We start from the raw sequence: 25,591 nt of genomic DNA, 5'->3' as shown, positions 1-25,591 counted from the left end.
GCAGGACAGGGGCCGCGACCGGTCATGCGGCGGTCGGACCGTCTAGCCCCCGTCGCCGGGTCGGCTGTCCTCGATCAGAAGCCGCATCAGCAGGTCCAGGTCGGGATCCGGGCCTTGGGCCTGCCTGCGGGTCATGCCCACAGCGCCCGACATGGCCGCCGACCCGGTCGGCCAGTCGACAAGGGTGCCGGCGGCGATCTCGTCCGCGATAACGCCCTGCGAGATGAACCACAGCGCGTCCGATCCGGTCACGATGCCCCGCCCCACGGCGAGGGCGGCGGTCTCGAAGGCGGGGTGCAGGCCGGACAGGTTCCGGGCCAGCAGATAGTCGTCCACCGTGCGCCGGATCAGCGCCGATCGCGGCGGCAGGATCAGCGGACAGGCGGCCAGCGCCTCGGCCGCCGGGGCCCCCCGCATCGGATGCCCCCGCCGGCAGACCAGCGCCACGTGATCCTCGTAAAGGTGATGGAAGCTGAGGCCGGCCATGTCCGCCGCCGCAGGCATCCGCCCGATCATCAGCCCGATCCGGCCGTCACGCAGCAGGCCGATCAGATGCGCATGCGGGCCGGTTTCGACCGCCAGCGTCACCTGCGGCACCTGCGCGGCAAAGCGCAGCGCCACCCGGGGAAAGAGGCGCGTCGCGACCGTCGGCAGGATGCCCACCACCAGCCGCCCCGCCGCCTGCGGGTGCAGGGCCGCCGCGCCGGCATCCAGCATCTGCACCGCGCGGGCGGCATGGTCGCGGAACCGGTGCCCCGCCTCGGTCAGGACCAGCCGCCGCCCCTCGCGCCGGAACAGCCGCGCGTCCAGGAGGCTCTCCAACTCCGCCAGGCTGCGGCTGAGCGCGGGCTGCGTGACCCCCTGCGCGCGCGCCGCCGGCGTCAGGCCGCCCAGGGCGGCAATGTCCAGGAAGGCGCGGATATGGCGCAGCTTGATGGCGGGATGCATGACCATCAGGTTATGGATGCGGGCGTGTTCTGCATTTTTCCGCTCGGTTTCCGTTTGCTAAGGTTATGGACAAAGGGAGAGATCATGCAAGTCCTGACCCGCCCCCAGGGCGCGCTGCATTACCGGATCGACGGTCCCGAGGACGGGCCGACGCTGCTGTTGATCAACTCGCTCGAGACCGATCTGCGGCTGTGGGAGGCGCTGATGCCGCTGCTGCCCGCGCGGCTGCGGATCCTGCGCTATGACAAGCAGGGCCATGGGCTGTCGGATCTGGGGGATGGCCGCAGCATCGCCGATCACGCCGAGGATGCGATCGCGCTGATCGATGAGGTGGGCGGGCCGGTAGTCGTGGCGGGCCTGTCGATCGGCGGGCTGATCGCGCAGGCGGTGGCCGCCCGGCGCCCCGATCTGGTCCGCGCGCTGGTTCTGTCGAACACCGCCGCCCGGCTCGGCACGCCGGACAGCTGGCAGGCGCGGATCGACGCGGTGCGCGCAGGCGGGCCGGAGAGCATCGCGGAGGCGGTGATGGCGCGCTGGTTCACCCCCGCCTTCCGGGACAAGCCGCAGGTCGCGCTCTGGCGGCTGATGCTGTCGCGCACCCCGGCCGAGGGCTATGTCGCGGCCTGTCGAGCGCTGGCCGAGGCCGATCAGACGGCGGCGCCGGCGGCGCTGCGCCTGCCGGCGCTGGTGATCGCGGGCGCCGAGGATGGCGCCAGCCCGCCGGATCTGGTGCGCGCGACCGCCGATCTGATCCCCGGCGCCGCGTTCCACCTGATCCCCGGCACCGGCCATCTGCCCTGTGTCGAGACCCCGGCGGCCATGGCCGCCCTCCTGACCCCCTTTCTGGAAAGGCATTGCCGATGAGCCATCTGACGGACAGGGGCACCGCCACGCGGACCGCCGTCTTGGGCGCCGATCACATCGCCCGCGCCCGGGCCGCGCAGACCTCCTTCGACGCGCCCTTTCAGGCGCTGATCACCGATGCGGCCTGGGGCCATGTCTGGTCACGCGGCACGATCCCGCTGCGCGAGCGGTCGATGATGACCATCGCGCTGCTGGCCGCCCTGGGCAATGACGGCGAGCTGGCCCTTCATCTGCGGTCGATCCCCAGGACCGGCACCTCGCGCGATGACGTGACCGAGGCGCTGCTGCATGTGGCCATCTATGCGGGCGTGCCCCGTGCCAACCATGCCATCGCGCTGGCCCGCCGGATCTTCGCCGAAGCCGACAGCACCGGAGATCCCGCATGACCCTCTATCAACGCGACCGCAGCTGGCATCCGCCGGCGCTGACACCGGACTACAAGACCTCGGTGGCGCGGTCGCCCCGTCTGCCGTTGCTGTCGCTGGAGGGAACGGTGTCCGAACTGACCGGCCCGCGCTTCGGCCATGGCGACATCGCCCCCGGCGATGCCGACCTGATCGCCAATCATGCCAAGGATGGAGACCCGATCGGAGAGCGCATCATCGTGCATGGCCGCGTGCTGGACGAGAACCGCCGCCCCGTGCCGCAGACCCTGATCGAGATCTGGCAGGCCAATGCCGGAGGCCGATACCGCCACAGGAAGGACGGCTACCTTGCGCCGATCGATCCCAATTTCGGCGGCTGCGGGCGGGTGCTGACCGACGATCAGGGGCATTACGCCTTTCGCACCGTCAAGCCCGGCGCCTATCCGTGGCGCAACGGGGTGAACAGCTGGCGCCCCGCGCATATCCATCTGTCGGTCTTCGGCCATGCCTTCGCGCAGCGCCTGATCACCCAGATGTATTTCGAGGGCGACACGCTGATCGCCCGCTGTCCCATCGTGAACGCCATTCCCGACCCGCGCGCGATCGCGGCGCTGATCGCGCCTCTGGACCTCAATCAGGCGGTGCCGCTGGATTGTCTGGTCTATCGCTTCGACATCGTGCTGCGCGGGCGCAGATCCACCGTCTTCGAGAACCGGCCCGAGGGGAACTGACATGGTGCAAGTGCTGGACGACCTCAAGGAGACCCCGTCGCAGACCGCCGGGCCCTATGTGCATCTCGGGCTGGCGCCGGCGGCGGCGGGCGTCGCCCGTCCCGGCCGCGACCTGGGCTTTGGCGGGGTGCCGGGCGGGGTGCCGGGCCCACGCATCCGCGTCACGGGCCGCGTCTTCGACGGCATGGGCGCGCCGGTGACGGATGTGCTGATCGAGGTCTGGCAGGCGGATGCGGGGGGGTTTTATCCCGGCCAGCCGGGGGCGGCCCCGGGGTTTGCGGGCTGGGCGCGGGTGGTGCCCGATTTCGACACCGGCCTCTTTGCGCTGGACACGATCCTGCCCGGCGCGGTGCCGGGGCCGGGGGGGCGGCTCCTGGCGCCGCATCTGTCGCTGTGGCTGGTGGCGCGCGGCATCAATACCGGTCTTCAGACGCGGATGTATTTCCCCGATCGCGACAATGCCGCCGATCCGGTCCTGTCGCTGATCGAACCGCCCCGCCGCCGCCGGACGCTGATCGCCACCGGCGCAGACGGTGCCTATCGGTTCGACATCCACCTGCAGGGCGACCGGGAAACGGTGTTCCTCGATGTCTGACCCCCGCATCATCCGCCGGCCGCTTGGCGACAGCCTGCCGGGCATGGCCCGCCTGCCCGGGGCCATGTCATGACCGGCCCCGGGCAAAGCCCGATCTATGCGGGACTGTTCGGCGACCCGGACAGCGCCGCGCTGCTGTCGCCCGAGGCCGAGCTGAGGGCCATGATCCGGGTCGAGGCCGCACTGGCGCAGGTCCAGGCGGATCTGGGGGTGATCCCCGCCGAGGCAGGCCGGGCCATCGCCGCGATCTGCGCCGGCGCGGCGCCGGACCCTGCCGCTCTGGGACCCGCCACGACGCGGAACGGCGTCCCGGTGCCCGGTCTGGTCGCGGCGCTGCGCGCCCGGATGGAAGACAGCCCGCAGGCGCAATACCTTCATTGGGGGGCGACCAGCCAGGATATCGTCGACAGCGCGCTGGCCCTGCGCCTGCGCGATGTGCTGGCCCTGTGGCAAAGCAGGCTGGACGCGGTGCTGGGACGGCTGGCGGCGATGGCCGCCGATCACGCCGATCTTGCGATGGCCGCGCGGACCTATGGCCAGGTGGCGACGCCCACCAGCTTCGGCGCCATCGTCGCGGGCTGGGGCCGCCCGCTCCTGCACCACAGGCAGGATCTGGACCGCGTGAGGTCCCAGGTGCTGCGCCTGTCGCTGTCGGGGGCGGCGGGAACGCTGGCGGCGATGGGGCCCGAGGGCCCGCAGGTCCGCGCCGGTCTGGCCCGGGCCCTGGATCTGGCCGATCCGGGATTCGGTTGGCACAGCGACCGCTCGGGGCCGGGCGTGCTGGCCGACTGGTGCGCCGCGCTGGCCGCGTCGCTTGGCAAGCTGGCCGAGGATCTTCTGCTGATGACCCAGTCCGGGCTGGATCTGGTCCGGATCGAGGGCGCGGGCGCGTCATCGACCATGCCCCAGAAGCAGAACCCGGTCGGCCCCTCGGCGATGGTCGCCCTGTCGCGCCACGCCCTGGGGCTGGCGGATGTGTTCCGGGCCGCGGGCCTGCATCGCCAAAACCGCGATGGCGCGGCCTGGTTCACCGAATGGCTGACCCTGCCGCCCCTGACCCTGGGCGTCGGCGCCCTTCTGCTGCGGGCGGACGAGGTCCTGGGAAAGCTGTCCCCCGATGCCCGCGCGATGCAGCGCGACCTTGGCGCGGGACAGGGCACGATCCATGCCGAGGCGCTCAGCTTCGCGCTGTCCGAGACGCGGGGCATGGACCGGGTCGCGGCCTTGGGGCAGGTGGCGTCGCTCTGCCTCCGCGCCTTGGCCTCGGGGGTCGATCTCCTGGACCTTGCCGCGACCGAATGGCCCGGCGAGGACTGGCACCGCCGGGTCGCCGCGCGCAGCTTGGGCACGGCCCCCGATGAGGCGCGGGCCTTTGCCGCAGCGCTCGGCCCTGCGGCAGGCGGACCAAAGCCCCGTCCCTCCGGGGCCCCGGGGCGATAACGGTTTGCCCCGGACTTGCCGGATCGGCTAGGCTGGCCGGGCCTGCACAGGGAACGCCCGACCATGACCCCGATCAGCCCCATCCGGCTTCGCCATTCCGCCTATGATGCGGTGAAATCGCTGATCATCACCGGCCAGCTGCCCCCCGGCGCGCGGGTCACCGAGGCGGAGCTGACCGACCGGCTTGGCGTCAGCCGCACCCCCATCCGCGAGGCGCTGAACCGGCTGGAGCGCGACGGGCTGGTCGAGGGGCGGGCCAAGAGCGGCTATGCCGTCGCCGCCTTCGATGCCCGCACGGCGCGCGAGGCCTTCGACCTGCGTGCCACATTGGAGGTGCAGTCGGTGGTGCTGGCCTGCCGCCATGCCTCGGACAGCCATCACCATGCCCTGCGCGCCATCATCGCGGAATGCGAGGGTCTGGCCAAACAGGATCCGCGCTTCAAGCTGCGCGAGTTCCAGCTGGGGATGGAGGTGCATCGCACCCTGGCCGAGGCGGGCGGCAACCGGATGCTGGCGGGGATCGTGCGTGATCTGCTGGACCGCTGCCAGGTCTATGTCTGGATGGACCTGACCGCGCTGGACAACTGGCAGGCGGCGCGGGCCGAACATCGCGCGCTGGTCGAGGCCGTCTGCGCCCGCGACGAGGCCCGCGCCACCGCCGTCATCACCGCCCATATCGCCGATGCCCGCGCCAATGTGGTCGATCTGATGGAGGCGCGCCGCGACCTGCGCGCCATGGCTGCCGAACGTCCCGCGCGATAGGCGCGCTCAATACCCCAGGGCGATCCCGTCCTTGCGCGGGTCCGAGGCGCCGGTCAGCGTGCCGCGCGCCGGGTCGATCCAGACCGCCTGCGCGCCGCCATGCGGCTCGGCGGCGCAGGTGACCTCGTGGCCGCGCTGCTGCAGGCCGGCGATGGTGCGGGCGGGCACGCCGCGTTCGACCTGAACCGCGCGGCCGTCATGGAAGGCGCGCGGGTGGTCAATCGCCTGTTGCAGGTCCATGCCATAGTCCAGCAGGTTGACCAGCAGATGCGCATGGCCCGCCGGCTGGTAATCGCCGCCCATCACCCCATAGGGCATGATCGCCTGGCCGTCCTTGGTCAGCATCCCGGGCATGATCGTGTGCAGGGGCCGCTTGCCGGGCGCCAGCGCATTGGGATGGGCGGGGTCCAGCCGGAAGCTGGCACCACGGTTCTGGAAAATGATTCCGGTCTCGGGGCAGGTGATCCCCGCGCCGAAGGAATGATAGGTCGAGTTGATGAAGCTGACCGCGTTGCGATCCCGGTCCACGACGCTGATATAGACGGTGTCGGACAGGGCCAGCGCGGTCTGGGGCAGGGTCTCGATGCGCTGGTCGGGGCGGATCGCCGCGCGCAGGCGGGGTGCGTGATCGGGGGCCAGCAGGCGGTCGGAAATGCCGCCGTCCTCGCCCAGATGGCGGTCGCGGTCGGCATAGGCCAGACGCGCGGCCTCGATCTCCAGATGCATCCGCTCGGGGCCGTCGGGGTCGAGGGACGCCAGATCAAAGCCCGACAGGATGTCCAGCATGACCAGCGCCGTCAGCCCCTGATTGTTGGGCGGCACCTGATGGACCCGGTAGCCGCGATAGAGGGTCGAGATGGGCGTGACCGCATCGCTGCGCGTCGCCGCCCAATCCGCCGCATCCTGCAGCCCACCCAGGGATCGCAGATGCGCGACCATCGCCTGCGCCAGCGCGCCCTCGTAGAAGACCGCCCGCCCGTGCTGCGCAATGCTCCGCAGGGTCCGGGCCAAAGCCGGCTGGCGGTGCAGATCGCCGATGCGGGGCGCGTGGCCCCCGGGCAGGAAGATCGCCGCGCTGGCGGGGTCCTGCGCCAGCAGTGGGGCGGCGATCTGCCAGTCGAAGGCCACGCGGTCATGAATGACATAGCCATCCTCGGCATAAGCGATGGCGGGTTCCAGAAGCCGCGCCATCGGCAGGCGCCCGTGATCGGCCGACAGCCGGAACCAGGCGTCGATGGCGCCCGGCGTGGTGACGGAATGGGGGCCAAAGCCGGGCATCTCGGTCAGGCCCAGGCCCCGCATCGCCTCGATCGAGGCGCCCCCCGGCGCGCGGCCCGACCCGTTCAGCCCCAGCACCCGCTCGCCCCCGCCGGGGCAATGCAGCACGAAACAATCGCCGCCGATGCCGGTCGATTGCGGCTCGACCACCGCCTGCACGGCGGCGGCGCAGATGGCGGCGTCCATCGCCGTGCCGCCCTCGCGCAGCACGTCCAGCGCGGCCAGCGTCGACAGCGGATGCGAGGTGGCGGCCATGCCCTGCGTGGTGCGGACGGCCGAGCGGCCGGGGGTCTGGAAGTCGCGCATGGGGCGGGTCCTTGTCGTCAGCGTGTCAGATCGGGGATCAGCCGGGCGGGGGCGGGGCTGCGGCGGGTATGGGCGGCCAGCCGGTGCTCGATCCGGGCGGCGATCAGCAGGACGCCATAGACCAGCAGCAGATACATGGCGGCGGCCATGCCGAAGGCCTCGTAGAAGCGGAAATCGCGGGTGCCGATGGCGCGGGTCACCCCGGTGATGTCCATGATGGTGATGACCGAAACCAGCGAGGTCGCCTGGATCTGATAGACCACCTCGTTCGTATAGGCCGGCCAGGCGATGCGGATCGCGCGTGGCATCACCACCAGCCGCAGCCGCAGCCAGGGGCCCAGGCCAAGCGCGCGGGCGGCCTCGATCTCGCCCTTGGGGATCGCGATGATGGCGCCGCGGACCCGTGTCCACGGCGAAAATCGCTCGTCGGGGCTCAAGGGGTCGAGGGGCGCGGGGCGGGCTCTGGGGCAGTCATCGGCGCGGCACCTTCCCTGTTTTTGCCATCCCGCCGCAGCGGCGACCGCCGCGAGTTCCAGACCGATGCACCCTCCGCCGATGACCAGAGGACGGCGGGCCTGCCCGTCCAGCGCCGCGCGCAGACGGGTGGCATCCGCCACGCTGCGCAGGGCAAAGATGTCCGGACCGTCGAAGCCCGCGACCGGGGGCGCCGCATGGCACACGCCGGTGGCCAGAATTGGATGATCCGAGGGGAGGGCAGCGTCCGGCAGAGAGACCGTCCGCACGGCCCGGTCCGCAACCGAATGCTGCACCGCGCGAAATACTCCTCAATCCCGGCCCTTGTCAGAGGGCCAGGTGCGTCATCAGCACGGGGGGGGAGCGGCGTCGCACGGCTTGTCAACATCGGCCCGCAGGATCACGGCGTGGGGCAGTGTCATTTCGGCGTCGAACCGGATATGCGCTCCCGATCGGCTGTCGGTTTTGCGGTTATGCATGGTCTCCCCTGAACTGGCCCGCGATGGCGCTGGTCATCCCGAAGTCCGGAAAGGGCCGGCTGTGGTGCCGTGGCATCCGCAAGCGTCGGCTCCAGCATGGGCACGCCGGCAGCCCGTGACGGCGCCCGTGCCCCTCCCTCGATCGCCACGCCGCGGGATGCCTCCACATCCGGCAGTCAACGAGTTGATCTTTCAGCGCGCTCACGAGGACCCAGTCAAGTCGAGACGTCAACGTCATCTGGGGCGTCGTGCGGTGTCGGCCGTCGACAGGCCTCCGGATCTGGCGGCAGGGCGGGCGACCGCGCCTCGGACCCTTCCGGCACGGTCACCCGCCATGACGATTGCGGCGCCAATGACGGGCCTGCCGATGCTGGCCGAGGAGGACGGGGCAGGCGGGCGGCGGCACTCCCGCACCCGTCCCGAACTTTCCTGTTGTTTTTATTGCAGATCCTTGGTTCAGTCATGTCCGGAAAAAGGGGTCGCGCGTGACGAAGATACTGCATACCGCCGACATCCATCTGGATTCGCCGCTTCGATCCCTTGCCCTGAGAAACCCCGAGCTGCGCGAGGCCGTCGTCGCCGCGACGCGCGCCTCCTTCACGCGGCTGGTCGATCTGGCGATCGCCGAGGATGTCGCGGCCCTGCTGATCGCGGGGGACCTGTTCGACGGCCGGGAACGCAGCGCGCGGACCGGCGCCTTTCTGATGGGCGAGCTGGACCGGCTCGGCGAGGCCGGGATCCGGGTCTTCTACACCAAGGGCAACCATGATGCCGAGAACCCGATCACCGGCACGCTGGACCTGCCCGCCCATGTGCATGTCTTCGATGCCCGGGGCGGCCGCGAGCACTTGCGCGACGATGTCTGGATCCACGGCGTCAGTTTCGCGGACCGTCATGCCCCCGACAGCCTGCTGCCGCGCTTCAAGGCGCCGGTCCGGAATGCGGTGAACATCGCCATGCTGCACAGCTCTCTGGGCGGTGCGGCGGGCCATGACGTCTATGCCCCCTGCACGGTCGCGGATCTGGCGGGACTGGGTTTCGACTATTGGGCGCTTGGCCATGTCCACAAGCGCCAGATCCATTCCGAGGCGCCCTGGGTCGTCATGCCCGGCATTCCCCAGGGGCGCGACATCGGTGAGGCGGGGTCGAAATCCGTCACGCTGCTGACCCTCGACCGGGGCCGCATTGAGGTCAGCGAGAGACGGACCTCGGTCGTCGACTTCGTGCAGAGCGCGCTGGACGTGACGGAGGCGGACAGCGACGAGGCCCTGCGCCTGATGCTGCGCCAGCACCTGGCCGGGCTGCGCCAGGACATCGCGGCGCCCACCGGCGTGATCCGGCTGTCCCTGACGGGCAGGCCGGACCGCCACTGGCAGATCCTGAGGGATCACGATGTCTGGTCCGAGCAGGCGGATGACCTTGCCCGGGCCGCAGGAGATCTGTGGATCGACAAGCTGCTGCTTGATCTTGCGCCGCCGGATGCGGGCACAGGGGCCGCGGGCGCCGCCGACGAGCTGGCGGCGATGATGACCCAGATCCGCAGCGAGCCCGGATTCGCGGCCACCGCCCGGGACGAGGTCGACGCCGTGCTGCAGGACCTGCCGCCCGGATTGCGCGATCGGCTGATGCCGGGCGAGGCCGCGCGGGACGCACTGGCCGACGGGTTGGCCCGGGCCGGGGCCAACCTTGTTCTGGCCCGCATGAAGGGGGCGGTCGGCTGATGCGCATCCGTCAGCTTTCCCTCGAGCGGTTCGGCCATTTCACCGACCGGAGCTTCGATTTCGGGTCCGGCGGCGCTCGCGCGGATTTCCACATCATCTATGGCGCCAATGAGGCAGGCAAGACGACGACGATGGAGGCGGCGCTGCGGCTCTTCTACGGGTTTCCGCTGCGCGAGGACTATGCCTTCAAGCATGCGCGCAGCAATCTGCAGGTCTCGGCCACGCTGGAGATCGGCGGCACCCTGCGCCGGTTCACCCGTCTGCCCAAGCGCGCGGGCTCGCTGGTGGACGAGGCGGGGACGGCGCTGCCGGAAACCGCCCTCTCGGCGCATCTGGCGGGCCTGTCGCAGGACGATTATCGCCGTCTTCTGTGCCTGGACGACGAGACCATCGAACGGGGCGGCGAAGAGATCGCCACGGCCCAGGGCGATATCGGGCGACTGCTGTTTTCCGCTGCGGCGGGCGTTGCCGATCTCAGCGGTGTTCTGGACGGGGTTCGGGACCAGGCCGACGCGCTGTGGAAACGGCGCAGCCGGTCCACCCGCATGGCCGAGCTGAAGCGCGATCTGGCCGAGGTCGAGCGGCAGATCAAGGAGCGCGATGTCACCGCCAGCGCGTGGAAGGCCCTTAAGAAGGACCTGATCAAGGCGCAGGAGGCCGAGCAGGGCGCGCGCGCGGCGCGGAACGCCCTGAATTCCGACCGCGCGAGGATCGAGGGACAGAAGCGCGCGCTTCCGCTGATGGCCGAGATCGCGGCCCTGCACGACGCGATTGCGCCCTGGTCGGACTATCCCGCGCAGCTGGATTTCGATCCCGAGCGGCTGATCGTGCTGCGCAGTGATCGCGGCATCGCCGCGCAGACCGTCGATCGCCTGACCGACGCGCTGACGGCCTTGGCGGAACAGCGCGATCGCCTGCCCGTGGAGCCTGCGCTGGACGCACTGGCCACCGCGCTGGACGATCTGGAGGATCTGAGTGCCCGGGATCGCGGGGCGCATCTGGATCTGGAGCGGCGCCAGGACGACCAGCGCAGCTCCGAGGCCGCCATGATCGCGGCGGTCCGGGATCTCGGGGTCGCCTCGGCCGGGGTCGATCCGCGATCGCTGGTCCTGCCGGCGGGGGCGATCACGGCCCTCGAAGGCGCCCGGGACGCCCTGCGCGCGGCGATGGCCCAGGCAGAGGCAGAGGCGCGGGAAACGGACGACCTTCAGGACCGGGCACGGGCTGCGGCGGAGGCCGTCGAGGACGGCCCCGCCCAACCGCAGGACGCGCCCCGGATCGCCGATATCCTGCTGCGCTTCGACGCCGAGGATCTGGCGCCCCGGCATGCCGCCGCCCTGCAGGCCATCGACGCGGCACGCGCCAAGGCCGACAGGGCGCTGGCGGGACTGGCTCAGGGCCCCTTCAGGTTGGACCATCTGCCCGAACACCCCCCGTCCCGGGTCCAAGCGACGGAATGGGCCGAGGGTCACGACGCGCTGCAATCCGAACTGCGCACGGCCACAACGCGGCGCGACGACCACCGGGCCGATCGCGCCGCCCGCCACGCGCAGGCCGAGGCGCTGATCCGGGGCGCGCATCTCGTCTCCGACGACGAGGCCGAGGCTCTGCGCGCCGCGCGGGACGCGCTGTGGGCCGCGCATCTGGCGGCCCTGGACCCTCCGACCGCCGCCGTCTTCCACGAGGCCCTGCGCCGGCATGACGCCGCGACCGACGCCCGCCTTGGACGGGCCAGCGACCTGGGACAGCTGCGTCAGATCCAACAGGCGGCGGCCGAGGCGGAGGCCCATGTGGCGCAGGCTGACGAGAAGATCACGGCCCTGCAGGCCCGGATCGCCCGGATCGAGGAGGCCGTCGGACAGGCGGCCCGGCAGGTCGGGTTTCCCGAGGCCCTGTCGCCGCCGGACTGGCTGGCTTGGGTCGTCCGGCACGATCAGGCCCGGGACGACGCCCTCACCCTGCGCGAGGCACGGGAGGTCAACCGGTCGGTCCTGGAACGCGGCGACGCCTTGCGCGCCGAACTGGCCGCCCGTCTTCCCTTCGACCCGGTGGATCTTGCCAGCACCCTGGCTGCGGCACGAGCGGTAGCGGACAAGGATCGCCGGCAGGCCGAGGCGCAGGCCAAGGCCGACGAGGCGCTGCGCCAGATCCAGCGCGAACTGGCCAGGCGTCGGAAACGGCTTGCCGGCGCCCGGGATGCCGAGGGCCTGGCCCGTGCGGCATGGCAGCAGCTGGTCGCCGCGCATCTGGGGGATCTGGTGTCGCCGGACATCCTGATGGGCACGCTCGAACCCCTGCGCGTGCTGCGCGAGCATGAGGCGGCCCGCGCCGCCGCCGAACAGCGTGTCACCGCCATGCAGGCCGATCAGGCGCGCTTCGCCCAAGAGGTCGCGGCCCTGGCCCGGACCCATGCCCTCGAGGTCCAGCCGACCGCCGCCCAGACCTTCGCCGCGCTGAAAACGCTGGCCGATCAGGCGCGCAGGGCCCGGGACGCGGCCCGGAAACTGAGTGAAGACATCGAGGCCGCCAGCGCCGAAAGGGCCCGGAACCAGGACAGGCTGCGCCAGATCGACCAGGAGGTCGCGGCGATCGCCGCCGTTTTCCCCGACGCCGCCGGCCTGACCGACATCGACGGATTGCGCCAGATCGCGGCCCGGGCGCAGCAGGTCATCGCCGACCGGGCCACGCTGGCCCTTCGCCAGCGCAGCCTTCTGCTGGAGCTTGGCGCCCCCGACATCGCCACCGCCCGCGAACACCTTGCCGAGCGGTCCGTCGCGGATGTGGAGGCGGCTCTGGAAGGCAACCGGTCTGACCTCGACCATGCCGAGGACCGGCTGACGGGGGCGATCCGGGACCGGACCACGGCCGAACATGCGCTGTCGCAAGTGAAGGGCGACGGAGAGATCGCCGCCCTGGTCGAGCGCCGGGCGACGCTGGAATTGCAGCTCGAGGAGGCCGCCCTGCAGCATCTGGAGCTGTCCCTGGGCCATTCGCTGGCCTCCGACGCGATCCGGCGCTATCGCGACAGCCACCGCAGCGGGATGATGACCGCGACCGAGCAGTGCTTTGCCACCCTCACGCAGGGCGCCTATCCCTCCCTGACGACGCAGATCGAGAAGGATGCCGAGATCCTGCTGGCCGTCGACCGGACCGGCGCCAGCAAGCGCGCCGCCGAGATGTCCAAGGGCACGCGCTTCCAGCTTTATTTGGCGCTGCGCGCCGCGGCCCATGAACAGCTGGTCGCGCAGGGCACGACGCTGCCGTTCTTCTGCGACGACATCTTCGAGACCTTCGACGAAGACCGCACCAGCGCCGCCTGCCGCGTCATGGAGGCGATCGGAGGGCGCGGGCAGGCGATCTACCTGACCCATCACCGCCATGTGGTCGACATCGCCATGAGGGTCTGCAGGGTCCGACCCGTTCTTCACGAGCTTTGAGGGGCAGGCCACCGGCGTGCCGGACCTCGTCGAACCACCCCGGATCTGCGTGCGAGGGAAACACGCGAAGCATGAGCCCGCCGCGACGGCCCTTCGCGGACGCCCGAACGCCGCGGGAAAGCCGACCCGATCGGGTCAGAAACGCTCCGGCAGATGGCGATCGCGCTGATGCCGGGCTCGCGGCTGCCGGCGCATTGCACCTCGATGGGGCGGGTGCTGCTGGCGGAACTGCCCGAGGAACAGTCCCGCGCGCTGCTCAAGCGCCATCCGCCGAAAGCCCGCACCCCGCGGACCGTGACCGACCTGGCCGAGCTGCTGGCCCGCATCGCCGAGGCCCGCAGCCGGGGCCATGCCGTGATTGATCAGGAGGTCGAACTGGGCTCTGCTCGGTCGCGGTGCCGCTGCGTTCGGCGCGGGGGCAGGTGGTCGCGGCGCTGAACTGCGGGATGGCGGCGGGCCCCGAAGCGCTGGCCCGCTTGCGCGGCGAGGTGCTGGAGCATCTGCAGGACTTGGCCTCGGAACTGCGCGGGGTCCTGCCGGGCTGACGCGCCGGGCCATTCCGCCATCCACGGCGATCTCGGGGCCGGTCACGACGCGCGCAGCATTCGAGGCGAAGACCAGCGCCGCATGGGCATCCGGTCAGGGTGGTTGGCTCAGCCGCCACGGCGGTGCAGGGCGCGGGCGATGGCGGGGATGAAGGGCACGATCAGGAAGATCCGCACCAGATGGAAGGCGGTGATCAGCGCCACGTCGAGGCCCAGATACTTGGCGGTCAGCGCCATCTCGGTCACCCCGCCCGGCGCGGCGCCCAGCACCAGGTTCTCCCAGTTCATCCCCAGCCCCACGGCCAGCCCGACCGCCACGAGGCTGGTCAGCGCCACGAAGAGCAGCGTCGAGACGACGATGGCCCCGATCATCCGGCCCGCCGAGGCAAACAGGCTGCGCCGGAAGGACGATCCCAGCCAGGTTCCCAGCAGCACCTGCGCCGCCGCCAGGATCACCGGCGCGAAGGGCGCGGGCGCGATGCCCGCCGCCGTCAGCCCGGCCGACCCCGCCAGCGCCCCCAGAAAGAACGGGTTCGAGATGCCAAGCGCCCGGAACAGCAGCGCCACCGCGACCGCGACGCCGAACAGCATGGCCGAGCCCGCCATGTCCGGCGGGCCACCGATGGCCATGCCGCGATCGGGCCAGCCCTCGACCGCATAGATCGCCAGCGGCACGATCACCACGATCGAGGCGATGCGCAGGGTCTGCGCGAAGATGATCGGCCCGGTGGGCAGGGACAGGCGCTCGGCGATCACCGCCGCCTCGACCGGGCTGGTCGGGATCGTGGACAGCAGCGCGGGCACGCCCCCCATCCCCGACAGGCGCGCCAGCACCAGCGAGGCCAAAGCCGCGCAGGCCGCCGTCGCGACCGCCATGCCGATCAGCAGCGGCGCCAGATCGAACAGCACCGCCAGGGCGGCGGGGGAAAAGGACAGCCCGACCTGGGCCGCGACGATGATCTGGCCCACGGGCCGGGTCTTCACCGGCACGACGAAGCGGGTGACGCCCGCCAGATACAGGATCGCGGTGAAGATCAGCGGCCCGATCATCCAGGGAAGCGGCGCGCCGATCGCGTTGAACAGCGCCCCGCCCGCGATGGCCCAGAGATAGATCGCCGCCGGCTCAACCAGCTGTCTGGGGCGCATGGGCATCGACCGAGGTGAAGAAGCGGATCAGCGCCGCATCGAAGGCCGCCGGCGCCTCGATATTGATGGAATGGCCGCCCTCCAGATCCGCGACCTGCAGGGCGGGCAGGGCTGTGGCGGCGCGGGCGCGGGTGGGCTGAAAGCTGCGTTCGCGCAGCCCGTTGACCAGCAGGGTCGGGACCGGCATCTGCGCGAAGCGGTCCATGACCGACAGCCGCGTCATGGCCTGGCGCATCAGATGCAGGATCCCGGTCACGGCGCAGGCATCCGCATCGGCGGCCAAGGTGGCGCGCAGCTCGGGCGGAAAGCGCCGCGCATGGGCGGGGTGATAGGGAAAGCGCCGCAGAGCCGCGCGTCCGTGGCGTGCCACATCGTCGATGCGCTGCTCATGGGCGGTCAGCATCTCGCCCGTCCAGTCCGGGCGCAGGGCCGCATTGGCATTGGTGAAGGCCTGCGCGATCACCCGCGTAGGATGGGTCAGCGCATAGCGCAGCGTCAGCCCGGCGCCGAAGCTGGCCCCGCACATGAACCACCGGTCGATCCCCAGGTCCCGGCGCACCGCCTCGAGCGAGGCGACCAGCGCATCGGGATGATAGGCGGCGGCCTCGTCCGGGGCGGGGCTGAGGCCGTGGCCCGGCAGCTCGACCCGGATGCAGCGGAACTGGCGCGACAGGGCGGCATTGGGCTGCCAGTGGTTCCGGCTGGACAGGAACCCGTGCAGCAGCAGCAGCGGCGGACGCCCCTCCGGGTCCGCCTGGACATGCAGATCGATCATGCGTCTTCTCCCTTGATGCGCAGCATCGTCCTCCGCGCGCCTTGCATCAACTGCAAGAAGGCGGGTCCATGCCTGACCAATGGTTATGTGTCATTTCTGCCCGCCGCCGCTAAGCCCGGATGAAAGGCGGACGCGCCGTCCGCGATGGAGGACATATGCAGCCGGTCAGCCTGACGATATCCGAGGGCATCGCCCATCTGCGGATCGACAACCCGCCCGTCAACGCCCTGAACCAGCCCCTGCGCGCCGGTCTGCGCGACGCGGCCCTGCGGATCGCCGGCATGCCGGATGTGCAGAAGGTCGTCTTGTCCTGCGCGGGCCGCACCTTCGTGGCGGGTGCCGACATCCGCGAACTGGGCGCGCCGCTGGAACCCTACCTGCCCGATGTGCTGGACCTGATCGCCGGATCATCCGTGCCGTGGATCGCCGCGCTGCATGGCACGGTTCTGGGCGGCGGGCTGGAGCTGGCGATGGCCTGCCACGCGCGGATCGCCGCGCCGGGCACCAGGCTGGGCCTGCCCGAGGTGAGCCTTGGCATCATCCCCGGATCGGGCGGCACGGTGCGGCTGCCCCGGCTGGTGCCGATGTCGGACGCGATCGCGATGGTGACCGGCGGAAAGCCCGTCAGTGCCGAGGCCGCGCTGGCCATGGGCCTGATCGATCGCATTGCCTCGGGCGACCTGCAGGCCGAGGCGCAGGACATGCCCGCGCCCGCCGCGCCCCTGCTGGACCGCCCGGTGCGCGAGGCCGGGGCGATCGACTGGCACGCCCAGGAACAGACCCTGCGCCGCAAGTCGCGCGGTGCCGAAGCGCCGCTTGAGGCTTTGGCCGCCCTGCGCGATTCCGCCGAATTGCCTGCGCGGGACGCGATGGCGCGCGAACGCGAGCGGTTTCTGCGCCTGTCGGTCTCGGACCAATCCAGGGCCCTGCGCCATGTCTTCTTCGCCGAACGCGATGCGGGCCGCAGCCTGCGCGACATCGAGGCCGCCCCCGCCGATCTGGCCCGGGTGGGGGTCATCGGCGGCGGCACCATGGGCGCGGGCATCGCGGCGGCGCTGCTGATCGCGGGCTCGTCGGTGCGCCTGATCGAGCGTGACGCGCAGGCGGCGGACATGGCGCAGACCCGCGTGGCCGACCTGCTGGCCGCCAGTCACAAGCGCGGGTTGCTGCGCGATCTCTCGGCGCTGGAGCGGCTCACCACCGGCTCCGATTACGCCGCGCTGGCCGATTGCCCGCTGGTGATCGAGGCGGTGTTCGAGGACATGGAGGTCAAGCGTCAGGTCTTCACCCGGCTGGACGCCGTGATGCCCGCCGATGCGGTGCTGGCCACCAACACCTCCTATCTGGATGTTGATACCCTTGCGCTGACCACCCGCGATCCGTCGCGCGTGCTGGGGCTGCATTTCTTCTCGCCCGCCCATGTCATGAAGCTGCTGGAGGTCGTGCGCGGCGCCCATACCGGCCCGCGCGCGCTGGCCACGGCGGGCGCGCTGGCGCGGCATCTGCGCAAGACCGCCGTGGTGGCGGGGGTCTGCGACGGCTTCATCGGCAACCGCATCATGAACGCCTATCGCACCGATTGCGAGTTCATGCTGGAGGAAGGCGCGCTGCCCGAGCAGATCGACCGCGCGATGGAAGGCTTCGGCTTTGCCATGGGCATCTATGCCGTGCAGGACATGAGCGGTCTGGACATCGCATGGGCCGCCCGCAAGGCCCGCGCCGCGACCCGTCCGGCGGATGAACGTTACGCTCATATCGCCGACCGGCTGTGCGAGGCGGGCCGGCTTGGCCGCAAGGCCGGGCGCGGCTGGTACGACTACGCCACCGGCACGGCGCAGCCCGATCCACAGGTGGCGCAGATCATCGCCGAGGAAAGCGCCCGCGCGGGCCGCACGCGCCGCGAGTTCTCGGACGCCCAGATCATGGACCGCATCCTGTCGGTGATGCAGGCCGAGGGCCGCACCATCCTGGCCGAGGGCGTGGCGGACAGCGCGGAGGATATCGACGTGGTGATGGTCACCGGCTACGGCTTTCCGCGCCACAAGGGCGGACCGATGTTCCTGGCGGGCTGAGCGGTCAGCCCGCCTTCGGCGGCCGCTGCGAGAAGCTGCGGCCAAAGATGCCCTCGGCGATGCGGTTCTTGAGGATCTCGATGGACCCGCCCGCGATCATCCAGCCGCGCGTGCGGCGCAGGGCGTATTGCACGGTGCTGTCCTCGCTGAAGCCCATCCCGCCCATGATCTGCAACGCCTCGTTGGCGGCGAAATACCCCGCCTCGTTGCAGGCGAGCTTCGCCAGCGCGGTGTCCTGCGCCGAGGGCAACCCGTCGCCCGCGTTCACCGCCGCCCGCATCAGCATCAGCTGCGCCGAGTCCAGTCGCAGTGCCATGTCGGCGAATTTCCACTGGATGCCCTGGAACTCGGCCAGCGGGCGCCCGAACTGGCGCCGCTCTGCCGCATGGTCGCGCGCCAGGTTGAAGGCGTGCCGCCCGACCGCCACGGCGCGGGCCGCATTGCCAAGCCGTTCGACATTGAAGCCGGCGATCTGCTTGCGAAACCCCCCCGCGCCCAGCAGCACATTGGCGGCCGGCACGCGGACATTGTCGAAATAGAGCTGCGCCCAGTCCTCGCCGTTCATGAAGGCCGAGGGCTGGCCGATGGTGAAGCCCGGCGCCCCCTTCTCGATCAGCACCGACCCGATGCCGTCCAGGCCGGGACCAAAACGCAGATAGACCAGAAACACGTTGGCCTCGGCGCTGTGGGTGCCGAAGATCTTGGTGCCGTTGACCAGATAATCCTCGCCATCCTTCGTGGCCGAGGTCTGCAGTTCGGTCACGGCGGATCCCGCCTCGGGCTCGGTCATGCCAAGCGAGATCACCGCCTCGCCGCGCAGGATCGGGCCCAGATGGCGGGCCTTCTGGTCGGGCGTGGCGAATTCCGCGAAGGTTCGCACCGGGCCGAAATTGCCCGCCTGGATCACGTCGGCACTGCGCGGGCAGGCCTCGGCCACCGCCTGGATGGCGATGATCGCATCGACCAGCGTGCCGCCCATGCCGCCGTCTTCCTCGGGCAGGGCGATGCCCATCAGGCCCATCTCGGCCATCCGGCGCGCCACGTCCCAGGGATAGGCCTCGGCGCGGGCCCGGTCGGCGGCGCCGGGCGCCAGCTCGGTCCGGGCGAACCGGGTCACGCTGTCCTGAAACATCCGCTGTTCGTCGGTCAGGGAAAAATCCATCGCTGTCATCCTGCATCTTGGGTCGCTGCCCAATCTAGGCTAATGTCGGACGCGCGAAACATGGTGGATCTTGGACAAGGCTGATTGACGGTTATGGCAAAGACGCGTCCCGCGCTGCCCCTGAACCCGCTGCGGGCCTTTGCCGTGGCGGTGGGGCACAAGACCTTCACCTCGGCCGCGGTCGAGATGGGGGTCAGCCAGGTGGCGATCAGCCGCCAGATCTCGATCCTGGAGAACCATCTGGGCGTGCAGCTGTTCGAGCGGGGGTCGCGTTCGGTCCGCCTGACCGAGGTGGGCCGCGCCTTCGGGGCCGATGTCGCCGCGATCTTCGACGAGCTGGAACGCGTGACGCAGCGGCTGGTCGATCACGAGACCGATCGCACCATCCAGCTGCGCGTCTATCCAAGCGTGGCGCATTACTGGCTGATGCCGCGCCTGCCCGATTTCCAAACCCGCCACCCCGACCTGCGGCTGCGGCTGGACACGACCGTGGCGCCCCTGGATTTTCGCGGCACGCAGCTGGACGCCGCGATCCAGCTGGGGCAGGGCGGCTGGCGCGAGGCGCGGTCCCGCCCGCTGTTTGCCGAGACCGTCGATGTGGTCTGCAGCCCCGACTATCTGCGCCGCCATCCCCTGCGCGATCCCGCCGATGTGGCCGGGGTCGAGCTGCTGCATTCGCGCTATCGCCGGCGCGCCTGGCAGGACTGGGCCGAGCGCATGGCCCTTGATCTGCCCTTCCGCGAGGGGGTCGAGTTCGACAGCTCGCTGCTAACCTACAGCGCGGCGCAGCAGGGGCTGGGGCTGGCGATGGGGCAGGTGCCGATCCTGGCGGGCGAACTGGCGCGGGGCGCGCTGGTCCAGCCCTTCCGGGCGCCGGTGCCCACGGGCGCCGATTTTCACGTCATCTGGCCCACCACCCTGTCGGTCGCCGCCAAGACCCGGCATTTCATCGACTGGCTGCTGGATCAGGCGGGCGAGACGCCCGAATTCTTCAGGCGTCGCACAGCCGGCGGATAAGCCCCGCCGCATCCGGCGCATCCGCGATGGACCACAGCGCCGCATCCCACCCTGCCGCCCGGCCGGGCCCGGCCAGATCGCGGAACTTGGCGCGCAGGCGGTCGTCGGGCAGCGGCATCTCGCGGCAGCCCGAGGCCTCGGACCGGTCCTCGCGGACCTCGCCCGTCGCGGTCAGCAGGGTCACGCAGGCGGGACGCTGGCGGGGATAGCGGGCATCCATGTCGGGCGAGGCGGTGACCGTGATCCGCCCCGCCAGATCCGCGACCCGGGGATCGGCGCGGGCGGCGTCCCCGAACAGCGCCAGATCCGCACGGCCCTGCAGGATTGCCAGCGCCATGACATAGGGAAAGCTGAGCTGCGCCGAGGCGAAGTCGCCCCATCCGACCCGGGCGTGATGCGCGGCGATGGAATAGGTCTCGACCTGCACCGAACGGATGTCGGACGGTTGCAGTTTGTGAGTGCGGCACAGATGGACCGCTGCCTCGAAGGCCGGTTGCAGATGGCGGCAGCAGGCATGGGGCTTGATGTAGCAGTCCAGGATGCGGAACGGCGCCTCGGGCGGCAGGCGCAGCGCCAGATCGCGGCCCGGCGGCACCCCGGCAAAGGCCTGCGCAAAGCCGCTCGGCGCGCCGATGATGCCCGCAGGCGCGGTGACGCCCGCCTGCGCCAGCTGTGCGGCCAGCAGCCCGGCCCGCGCGGCCTGCCCGCCATGCAGCCGCTTGACGTCACCCCCGCCCGAGAGGAACGCGAACAGCCCGCCCGCGCCCGAGGCCGCCAGCCCGAGCGCGTGGCCCATCTGCCCCCGGTCCAGTCCCAGGATCTGCCCCACCGCCATCGCGGCCCCCATCGGCCCTGCGACCGAGGTCGGGTGGAATCCCTGCTGCCGGGTGCCGGGATGCATCGCCTCGGCCAGCGCGCAGACGGTCTCGTATCCGATGACGAGCGCGCGCAGCAGTGCCGCGCCGCTGACCGGGCGCAGATGGGTCGCCGCCAGCAAAGCGGGCACGACCGCGACGCCGGGATGGACGGTGCCCTGACGATAGCCGTCATCCAGCTCGATCCCGTGGCCCGCCGTGCCGGTCAGATAGGCGAAGGCGTCGGGCGGCAGGCGCAGGCCGGCGCCCGGCACGGCCATGCCGCCGGTCGTGGCCGAGGGGGCCAGAACCTGCGCCAGCGCGCGGCTGACCTGCTGGTCCATTCCGGCCAGGATGGCGCCGGTCGTGTCCAGCAGATGGCGGGTGGCGGCATGGGTGACGGTGTCGGGCAGGGGCGCGTCGCGCAGCGCGTCCCCCATGTCCAGCAGCGCCTCGGTGGCGGGATCTTGGGTCTGGGTCATGGTGTCCCTCGGTGGCTTTACATGCAGTCCACCCGATCCGCCCGGCGCAAACCAGTGACGGCTGCGCAGGGCGGGCAAAGGAAAGGTCAGACCCTTTCGACCGCGATGGCGATGCCCTGTCCCACGCCGATGCACATGGTGGCCAAGGCGCGGCGGCCTCCGGTCAGGGACAGCTGCAAGGCCGCCGTGCCGGTGATGCGGGCGCCGGACATCCCCAATGGATGGCCAAGCGCGATGGCGCCTCCGTTCGGGTTCACGCGCGGGTCGTCATCGGCGATGCCCAGCTGGCGCAGCGAGGCGAGGCCCTGAGCGGCGAAGGCCTCGTTCAGCTCGATCACGTCGAAATCGCCGTGCGTCAGGCCAAGCCGGTCCATCAGCTTCTGCGCGGCGGGCGCCGGCCCCATGCCCATGATGCGCGGCGGCACGCCGGCGGCGGCGCCTCCCAGCACGCGGGCGATGGGGGTCAGGCCGTGGCGGCGCGCCCCGGCCTCGGAGGCCAGGATCAGCGCCGCCGCGCCGTCATTCACGCCCGAGGCATTGCCCGCCGTGACCGAGCCGCCCGCGAACAGCGGCCGCAGCTTGGCCAGCGCCTCGGCCGTGGTGGCGCGGGGATGCTCGTCGGTGTCGACGATGCGCGGGTCGCCCTTGCGCTGCGGGACGGTGACCGGGGTGATCTCGGCCGCGAGCCGCTCGGTGGCCCCCGCCGCCTTGCTCTGCGAGGCCAGCGCCATCGCGTCCTGCGCCTCGCGCGAGATGCCGTAGTCGTCGGCGACGTTCTGGCCGGTCTGCGGCATCGAGTCGGTGCCATGGGCGCGGTCCATCGCCGGGTTCACGAAGCGCCAGCCGATGGTGGTGTCGTGGATCTCGGCCGCGCGCGAGAAGGCGGTCTCGGCCTTGGGCATCACGAAGGGCGCGCGGGACATGGATTCCACCCCGCCCGCGATCATCAGCTCGGCCTCGCCCGACCGGATCGCGCGGGCGGCCTGGATCACCGCATCCATCCCCGAGCCGCAGAGCCGGTTGATGGTCGTGCCCGAGACCTCGACCGGCAGGCCCGCCAGCAGCAGCGACATGCGCGCGACATTGCGGTTGTCCTCGCCCGCCTGGTTGGCGCAGCCGAAGATCACGTCATCGACCAGCCCCCAATCGACGCCGGCATTGCGGTCCATCAGCGCCCGCAGCGGCACCGCCCCCAGATCGTCGGGCCGGACCGTCGCCAGCGCGCCGCCATAGCGTCCGATGGGGGTGCGGATATAGTCGCAGATGAAAACGTCCGTCATGTCAGATCCTCCTCGGGGCCATCCTCTTGAGGCAGCGGGATATCGCAAGGGCCCCGATTTTCAGCCTGACGATTTGTTGCCCTGCCGGGCAGGTTTCCTGTGGCACGGGGGCTCCAGCCCTGCCTCTGGTTTTGGCATGCCCAAGGTCTTGTCAGATCACAACGCCCGTCCCATGCCCCATCCTGCGCGCCACGCCGCCCTCCGGGGTCGGCCGACAAATGGGAGGAGACACCATGAGACAGATCATCGCCGCCGGACTGGGTGCGGTCCTGACCTTCAGCGCGCCCGCATTGGCGCAGGACTTTCCGACGAAGACCATCGAGATCGTCGTGCAGAACGCGCCGGGCGGGGCCTCGGACATCTTTGCCCGCACCCTGGCCCGGTCCGCCGAAGAGGTCTTCGGCCAGCCCGTCATCGTGGTCAACCGCGCCGGCGGCGGCGGGGCCGCGCAGATGGCCGCCGTCAAGGCAGCCGCGCCGGACGGCTATACGATCGGCGTCAACACGCTGAGCCATTTCACCGCCATGCTGACCAACCTGCAGGGCGTCTTCGCGCCCGAGGATTTCAGCTGGATCGCGCAGGTCCAGCAGGATGCCCATGTGCTGTTCGTGCGCGAGGACAGCCCCTATCAGGACTTCGGCGCTCTGGTCGAGGGTCAGGCGGACACGCCCCTCGCCGTCGGCGGATACGGCGCCGTGGGGTCGATCGCCAACATCGCCACGCGGCTGGTGACGGATTCGGCGGAACTGTCGGTCGATTGGGTGGGCTATGACAGCTCGACCGAGGCGATCACCGGATTGCTGGGCGGGCATGTCCAGATGGCCGTGGCCAATCCCGGCCCGGTGCTGGATTTCGCCCGCGCCGGCCGGGTCCGCATCCTGGGCGTGCTGTCCGAGGAACGCTCGCCCGCCTTCCCCGACGTGCCGACCTTTGCCGAGCAGGGGTTCGAGTCCAACGCCGAATGGCAGCAGATCCGGGGCATCTATGGGCCTGCGGGCATCCCCGACGACATCCGCCAGATCCTGGCCGACGGGCTGATCGCGGCCACGCAGACCGAAGAGTTCCAGCGCTATCAGGACGAGACCGCCATCGAGGGTCTGGCCTATGGTCCCGCCGAGTATGCCGAGCGGGTCGAGGCGATGATGGATCTGGCCCGCGAGGGCCTGGCCTCGGTCGGCATCGGGAACTGAGCAGACCCCGGGGCAGGCCAAGGCTTGCCTGCCCTGGACCCAATATAAAGTCAGTTCAATTCGCTCCCTGACGCACCCATAACGAACGCTGCGGAGGGAGCCGCTGACACGTCACATTCAGGGAGGATTTTCATGAACGTCGCATCTTTGCGCCTTGGTCTGATCTTGTCGGCGGCCCTGTGGGGCGGCCCTGCCGCAGCCCAGGATACCGCGGCCTGGCAACCCGAGGGGCCGGTCAACCTGATCCTGCACACCGGACCGGGGGGTGCATCCGACATCTTCGCGCGCACGCTGGCCCGCTCGCTCGAGCCGATCATCGGCCAGCCGCTGGTCATGCAGAACGCCCAGGGCGGGGCGGGGGCCGTGCAGATGGCACAGGTCATGCGCGCCGATCCCGACGGGCTGACGCTTGGCGTCAACACGATGAGCCATTTCACCGCGATGCTGGGCAACCTGAACGGCACCTTCTCGCCCGAGGACTTCACCTGGATCGCGGTCTTCCAGTTCGATCCGCATGTGGTCATGGCCGGGCCGGACAGCGGCCTGACCTCGATGGAGGACCTGATCGCCGCCGCCAAGGCCGCGCCCGACGGGCAGCTGACCATCGGCGGCTATGGCGCGGCGGGATCGGTCCAGCATCTGGCCGTGTCCATGCTGGCCCAGGAGGCGGGCTTTGCCATCAACTGGGTGGGCTTCGACAGCACGCCCGAAGTGCTGACCGCGCTGATGGGCGGGCATGTGGACGCGGCGATCTCGAATCCCGGCCCGGCGCTGCCGTTTCTGGACTCGGGGCGCGTGACCGGCCTGGGGATCCTGGGCCATGACCGGCTGGAGGCTCTGCCCGAGGTGGCGACCTTCGCCGAACAGGGGCTGCAGACCAACCCCGACTGGCAGCAGCTGCGCGGGCTGTTCGGGCCCGCCGACATGCCCGAGGATCTGCAGGAGGCCATCGCCGAGGCGTTTCATACCGCCCAGCAGGACGAGGAATTCCGTGCCTTCGAGGCACAAAGCGGCGTGGTCGGGTCCGATATGGGGCCTGCCGCCTATCGCGACTATGTCAGCCAGATCAACGACGTGGCATCCACCACGATGCGCGAGGTCGGCCTGATCGAATAATGGAGAGGCGTCGGGCCCAGATGCCGTGACGCCAGGGAGGACGACAATGGACACCGCCAAGACTGAACGACCCGAGGATCATGACGACTTCGGAAAGAAGACGCTGCCGCTGTTCCGGCTGGAAATCGTGGTCGGGCTGGCCTTGCTGGTCGTGGTGGGGATCTACCTGCGCGATGCCTGGGCGCTGCCGGAATCGATGAACCCGTCCGATGTGGGCGCCGGACGCTTCCCGATGATCACGGGCGTGGCGACCGCCATCGCGCTGCTTCTGATGGTGGCGCAGGCCTGCCGCGTGTGGTCGGGCGGCCGCGAGGACCGCCTTGCCGTCTTCGGCCGTCCGGCCTGGGTTCTGGCCGGGATGGCCCTGCTGATCCTGCAGGCGGTGGTCTTCGAGATGGTGGGCGCGATCCCCGTCCTGTTCGGATCGGCCGTGCTGATCATGCTAGCCTGCGGCGAGCGTCGCCCGGCGCATCTGATCCTGACGCCGCTGGTGCTGACCGCCTCCATCTATTCCATCTTCACCTATGCCCTTGGCATTCAGCTTCCCTGAGG

23 protein-coding genes are annotated in these 25,591 nt (G+C 70.7%); 15 read left to right on the top strand and 8 right to left on the bottom strand.

Annotation, left to right across the window (positions count from 1 at the left end; genetic code table 11):
* Positions 1-42 precede the first annotated feature (42 nt).
* Positions 43-948: a LysR substrate-binding domain-containing protein gene (locus FA743_RS13610; RefSeq protein WP_169308886.1), complete on the bottom strand. Its 906-nt coding sequence runs from the start codon at positions 946-948 to the stop codon at positions 43-45.
* An 84-nt stretch (positions 949-1,032) separates the two neighbouring features.
* Here FA743_RS13610 and pcaD point away from each other — a divergent pair, with 84 nt between their 5' ends.
* From pcaD to FA743_RS13580, 6 genes are all read left to right on the top strand, one after another.
* On the top strand, positions 1,033-1,812 hold the full coding sequence (gene pcaD / locus FA743_RS13605; RefSeq protein ID WP_136886649.1) for a 3-oxoadipate enol-lactonase: 780 nt from the start codon (positions 1,033-1,035) through the stop codon (positions 1,810-1,812).
* Positions 1,809-2,198, top strand: coding sequence for a 4-carboxymuconolactone decarboxylase (gene pcaC, locus FA743_RS13600; RefSeq protein ID WP_136886648.1), 390 nt, complete (start codon positions 1,809-1,811; stop codon positions 2,196-2,198). The genes pcaD and pcaC overlap by 4 nt, the downstream gene beginning before the upstream one ends.
* A complete protein-coding gene (gene pcaH / locus FA743_RS13595; protein ID WP_136886647.1) occupies positions 2,195-2,908 on the top strand; it encodes a protocatechuate 3,4-dioxygenase subunit beta in 714 nt (237 codons plus the stop codon). The genes pcaC and pcaH overlap by 4 nt, the downstream gene beginning before the upstream one ends.
* Position 2,909: 1 nt before the next feature.
* The gene (gene pcaG, locus FA743_RS13590; RefSeq protein WP_136886646.1) at positions 2,910-3,503 is read left to right on the top strand and encodes a protocatechuate 3,4-dioxygenase subunit alpha; all 594 of its coding nucleotides are present in this window, start codon (positions 2,910-2,912) and stop codon (positions 3,501-3,503) included.
* A gap of 69 nt (positions 3,504-3,572) precedes the next feature.
* Positions 3,573-4,943 carry a lyase family protein gene (locus tag FA743_RS13585; protein WP_136886645.1) on the top strand — a complete coding sequence of 457 codons (1,371 nt, stop codon included), beginning with the start codon at positions 3,573-3,575 and terminating at the stop codon, positions 4,941-4,943.
* A 63-nt stretch (positions 4,944-5,006) separates the two neighbouring features.
* Positions 5,007-5,705, top strand: a complete 699-nt coding sequence (locus tag FA743_RS13580) for a GntR family transcriptional regulator (protein WP_136886644.1) — start codon at positions 5,007-5,009, stop codon at positions 5,703-5,705.
* Positions 5,706-5,711: 6 nt separating this feature from the next.
* On the opposite strand, the gene ggt is transcribed toward FA743_RS13580, so the two are convergent.
* Positions 5,712-7,289 (bottom strand): gamma-glutamyltransferase, encoded by a 1,578-nt coding sequence (gene ggt, locus FA743_RS13575; protein WP_136886643.1) that lies wholly within the window; start codon positions 7,287-7,289, stop codon positions 5,712-5,714.
* 17 nt (positions 7,290-7,306) lie between these two features.
* Positions 7,307-8,032, bottom strand: coding sequence for an FAD-dependent oxidoreductase (locus FA743_RS13570; protein WP_246054963.1), 726 nt, complete (start codon positions 8,030-8,032; stop codon positions 7,307-7,309).
* A 695-nt stretch (positions 8,033-8,727) separates the two neighbouring features.
* Here FA743_RS13570 and FA743_RS13565 point away from each other — a divergent pair.
* The 4 genes from FA743_RS13565 to FA743_RS20650 all read left to right on the top strand — a co-directional run bounded on the left by FA743_RS13565 (position 8,728) and on the right by FA743_RS20650 (position 13,945).
* Positions 8,728-9,963, top strand: coding sequence for a metallophosphoesterase family protein (locus tag FA743_RS13565; RefSeq protein ID WP_136886641.1), 1,236 nt, complete (start codon positions 8,728-8,730; stop codon positions 9,961-9,963).
* Positions 9,963-13,400 carry an ATP-binding protein gene (locus tag FA743_RS13560; RefSeq protein WP_136886640.1) on the top strand — a complete coding sequence of 1,146 codons (3,438 nt, stop codon included), beginning with the start codon at positions 9,963-9,965 and terminating at the stop codon, positions 13,398-13,400. The genes FA743_RS13565 and FA743_RS13560 overlap by 1 nt, the downstream gene beginning before the upstream one ends.
* A 153-nt stretch (positions 13,401-13,553) precedes the next feature.
* A complete protein-coding gene (locus FA743_RS13555; RefSeq protein ID WP_246054962.1) occupies positions 13,554-13,838 on the top strand; it encodes an IclR family transcriptional regulator domain-containing protein in 285 nt (94 codons plus the stop codon).
* Positions 13,823-13,945 carry a hypothetical protein gene (locus FA743_RS20650; RefSeq protein ID WP_246054961.1) on the top strand — a complete coding sequence of 41 codons (123 nt, stop codon included), beginning with the start codon at positions 13,823-13,825 and terminating at the stop codon, positions 13,943-13,945. The genes FA743_RS13555 and FA743_RS20650 overlap by 16 nt, the downstream gene beginning before the upstream one ends.
* Positions 13,946-14,053: 108 nt before the next feature.
* Here the strand turns inward: FA743_RS20650 and FA743_RS13550 are convergent, their stop codons facing one another.
* On the bottom strand, positions 14,054-15,091 hold the full coding sequence (locus tag FA743_RS13550; RefSeq protein ID WP_246054960.1) for an AbrB family transcriptional regulator: 1,038 nt from the start codon (positions 15,089-15,091) through the stop codon (positions 14,054-14,056).
* Positions 15,069-15,866, bottom strand: a complete 798-nt coding sequence (locus tag FA743_RS13545) for an alpha/beta fold hydrolase (RefSeq protein WP_136886638.1) — start codon at positions 15,864-15,866, stop codon at positions 15,069-15,071. Before FA743_RS13545 ends, FA743_RS13550 begins: the two co-directional genes overlap by 23 nt.
* A 155-nt stretch (positions 15,867-16,021) precedes the next feature.
* Here FA743_RS13545 and FA743_RS13540 point away from each other — a divergent pair, with 155 nt between their 5' ends.
* A complete protein-coding gene (locus tag FA743_RS13540; RefSeq protein ID WP_136886637.1) occupies positions 16,022-17,938 on the top strand; it encodes a 3-hydroxyacyl-CoA dehydrogenase NAD-binding domain-containing protein in 1,917 nt (638 codons plus the stop codon).
* A 4-nt stretch (positions 17,939-17,942) separates the two neighbouring features.
* On the opposite strand, the gene FA743_RS13535 is transcribed toward FA743_RS13540, so the two are convergent.
* Positions 17,943-19,100: an acyl-CoA dehydrogenase family protein gene (locus tag FA743_RS13535; RefSeq protein ID WP_136886636.1), complete on the bottom strand. Its 1,158-nt coding sequence runs from the start codon at positions 19,098-19,100 to the stop codon at positions 17,943-17,945.
* A 93-nt stretch (positions 19,101-19,193) separates the two neighbouring features.
* On the opposite strand from FA743_RS13535, the gene FA743_RS13530 reads away from it, so the two are divergent.
* Entirely contained in the window at positions 19,194-20,117 is a 924-nt protein-coding gene (locus FA743_RS13530; protein ID WP_211242276.1) for a LysR substrate-binding domain-containing protein, read from the top strand.
* On the opposite strand, the gene FA743_RS13525 is transcribed toward FA743_RS13530, so the two are convergent.
* Together FA743_RS13525 and pcaF are read right to left on the bottom strand one after the other, a co-directional pair.
* Entirely contained in the window at positions 20,092-21,453 is a 1,362-nt protein-coding gene (locus tag FA743_RS13525; protein ID WP_136886635.1) for an MmgE/PrpD family protein, read from the bottom strand. The genes FA743_RS13530 and FA743_RS13525 overlap by 26 nt on opposite strands.
* Positions 21,454-21,539: 86 nt before the next feature.
* The gene (pcaF, locus tag FA743_RS13520; protein WP_136886634.1) at positions 21,540-22,733 is read right to left on the bottom strand and encodes a 3-oxoadipyl-CoA thiolase; all 1,194 of its coding nucleotides are present in this window, start codon (positions 22,731-22,733) and stop codon (positions 21,540-21,542) included.
* Between the two features lie 233 nt (positions 22,734-22,966).
* On the opposite strand from pcaF, the gene FA743_RS13515 reads away from it, so the two are divergent.
* From FA743_RS13515 to FA743_RS13505, 3 genes are all read left to right on the top strand, one after another.
* Complete coding sequence (locus FA743_RS13515) at positions 22,967-23,923, top strand: Bug family tripartite tricarboxylate transporter substrate binding protein (RefSeq protein ID WP_169308885.1); 957 nt, start codon at positions 22,967-22,969, stop codon at positions 23,921-23,923.
* Positions 23,924-24,055: 132 nt separating this feature from the next.
* Positions 24,056-25,039: a Bug family tripartite tricarboxylate transporter substrate binding protein gene (locus FA743_RS13510; RefSeq protein WP_136886632.1), complete on the top strand. Its 984-nt coding sequence runs from the start codon at positions 24,056-24,058 to the stop codon at positions 25,037-25,039.
* Between the two features lie 46 nt (positions 25,040-25,085).
* Entirely contained in the window at positions 25,086-25,589 is a 504-nt protein-coding gene (locus FA743_RS13505) for a tripartite tricarboxylate transporter TctB family protein (protein WP_136886631.1), read from the top strand.
* Positions 25,590-25,591 lie beyond the last annotated feature (2 nt).

The sequence above is a fragment of the Paracoccus gahaiensis genome (assembly GCF_005048225.1).
Taxonomy (GTDB): domain Bacteria; phylum Pseudomonadota; class Alphaproteobacteria; order Rhodobacterales; family Rhodobacteraceae; genus Paracoccus; species Paracoccus gahaiensis.
This window is presented reverse-complemented; position numbering and strand designations above follow the sequence as displayed.

Excerpts from the sequence above, each read along its gene's own strand:
- FA743_RS13510 (WP_136886632.1), top strand. The coding sequence starts at position 24,056 with ATGAACGTCGCATCTTTGCGCCTTGGTCTGATCTTGTCGGCGGCCCTG.
- FA743_RS13535 (WP_136886636.1), bottom strand. The coding sequence starts at position 19,100 with ATGGATTTTTCCCTGACCGACGAACAGCGGATGTTTCAGGACAGCGTG.
- FA743_RS13560 (WP_136886640.1), top strand. The coding sequence starts at position 9,963 with ATGCGCATCCGTCAGCTTTCCCTCGAGCGGTTCGGCCATTTCACCGAC.
- pcaF (WP_136886634.1), bottom strand. The coding sequence starts at position 22,733 with ATGACGGACGTTTTCATCTGCGACTATATCCGCACCCCCATCGGACGC.
- FA743_RS13580 (WP_136886644.1), top strand. The coding sequence starts at position 5,007 with ATGACCCCGATCAGCCCCATCCGGCTTCGCCATTCCGCCTATGATGCG.
- pcaH (WP_136886647.1), top strand. The coding sequence starts at position 2,195 with ATGACCCTCTATCAACGCGACCGCAGCTGGCATCCGCCGGCGCTGACA.
- FA743_RS13555 (WP_246054962.1), top strand. The coding sequence starts at position 13,554 with ATGGCGATCGCGCTGATGCCGGGCTCGCGGCTGCCGGCGCATTGCACC.
- FA743_RS13505 (WP_136886631.1), top strand. The coding sequence starts at position 25,086 with ATGGACACCGCCAAGACTGAACGACCCGAGGATCATGACGACTTCGGA.
- FA743_RS13550 (WP_246054960.1), bottom strand. The coding sequence starts at position 15,091 with ATGCGCCCCAGACAGCTGGTTGAGCCGGCGGCGATCTATCTCTGGGCC.
- pcaD (WP_136886649.1), top strand. The coding sequence starts at position 1,033 with ATGCAAGTCCTGACCCGCCCCCAGGGCGCGCTGCATTACCGGATCGAC.
- FA743_RS13515 (WP_169308885.1), top strand. The coding sequence starts at position 22,967 with ATGAGACAGATCATCGCCGCCGGACTGGGTGCGGTCCTGACCTTCAGC.
- pcaG (WP_136886646.1), top strand. The coding sequence starts at position 2,910 with ATGGTGCAAGTGCTGGACGACCTCAAGGAGACCCCGTCGCAGACCGCC.
- FA743_RS13545 (WP_136886638.1), bottom strand. The coding sequence starts at position 15,866 with ATGATCGATCTGCATGTCCAGGCGGACCCGGAGGGGCGTCCGCCGCTG.
- FA743_RS13540 (WP_136886637.1), top strand. The coding sequence starts at position 16,022 with ATGCAGCCGGTCAGCCTGACGATATCCGAGGGCATCGCCCATCTGCGG.
- pcaC (WP_136886648.1), top strand. The coding sequence starts at position 1,809 with ATGAGCCATCTGACGGACAGGGGCACCGCCACGCGGACCGCCGTCTTG.
- ggt (WP_136886643.1), bottom strand. The coding sequence starts at position 7,289 with ATGCGCGACTTCCAGACCCCCGGCCGCTCGGCCGTCCGCACCACGCAG.
- FA743_RS13530 (WP_211242276.1), top strand. The coding sequence starts at position 19,194 with ATGGCAAAGACGCGTCCCGCGCTGCCCCTGAACCCGCTGCGGGCCTTT.
- FA743_RS13610 (WP_169308886.1), bottom strand. The coding sequence starts at position 948 with ATGCATCCCGCCATCAAGCTGCGCCATATCCGCGCCTTCCTGGACATT.
- FA743_RS13585 (WP_136886645.1), top strand. The coding sequence starts at position 3,573 with ATGACCGGCCCCGGGCAAAGCCCGATCTATGCGGGACTGTTCGGCGAC.
- FA743_RS13525 (WP_136886635.1), bottom strand. The coding sequence starts at position 21,453 with ATGACCCAGACCCAAGATCCCGCCACCGAGGCGCTGCTGGACATGGGG.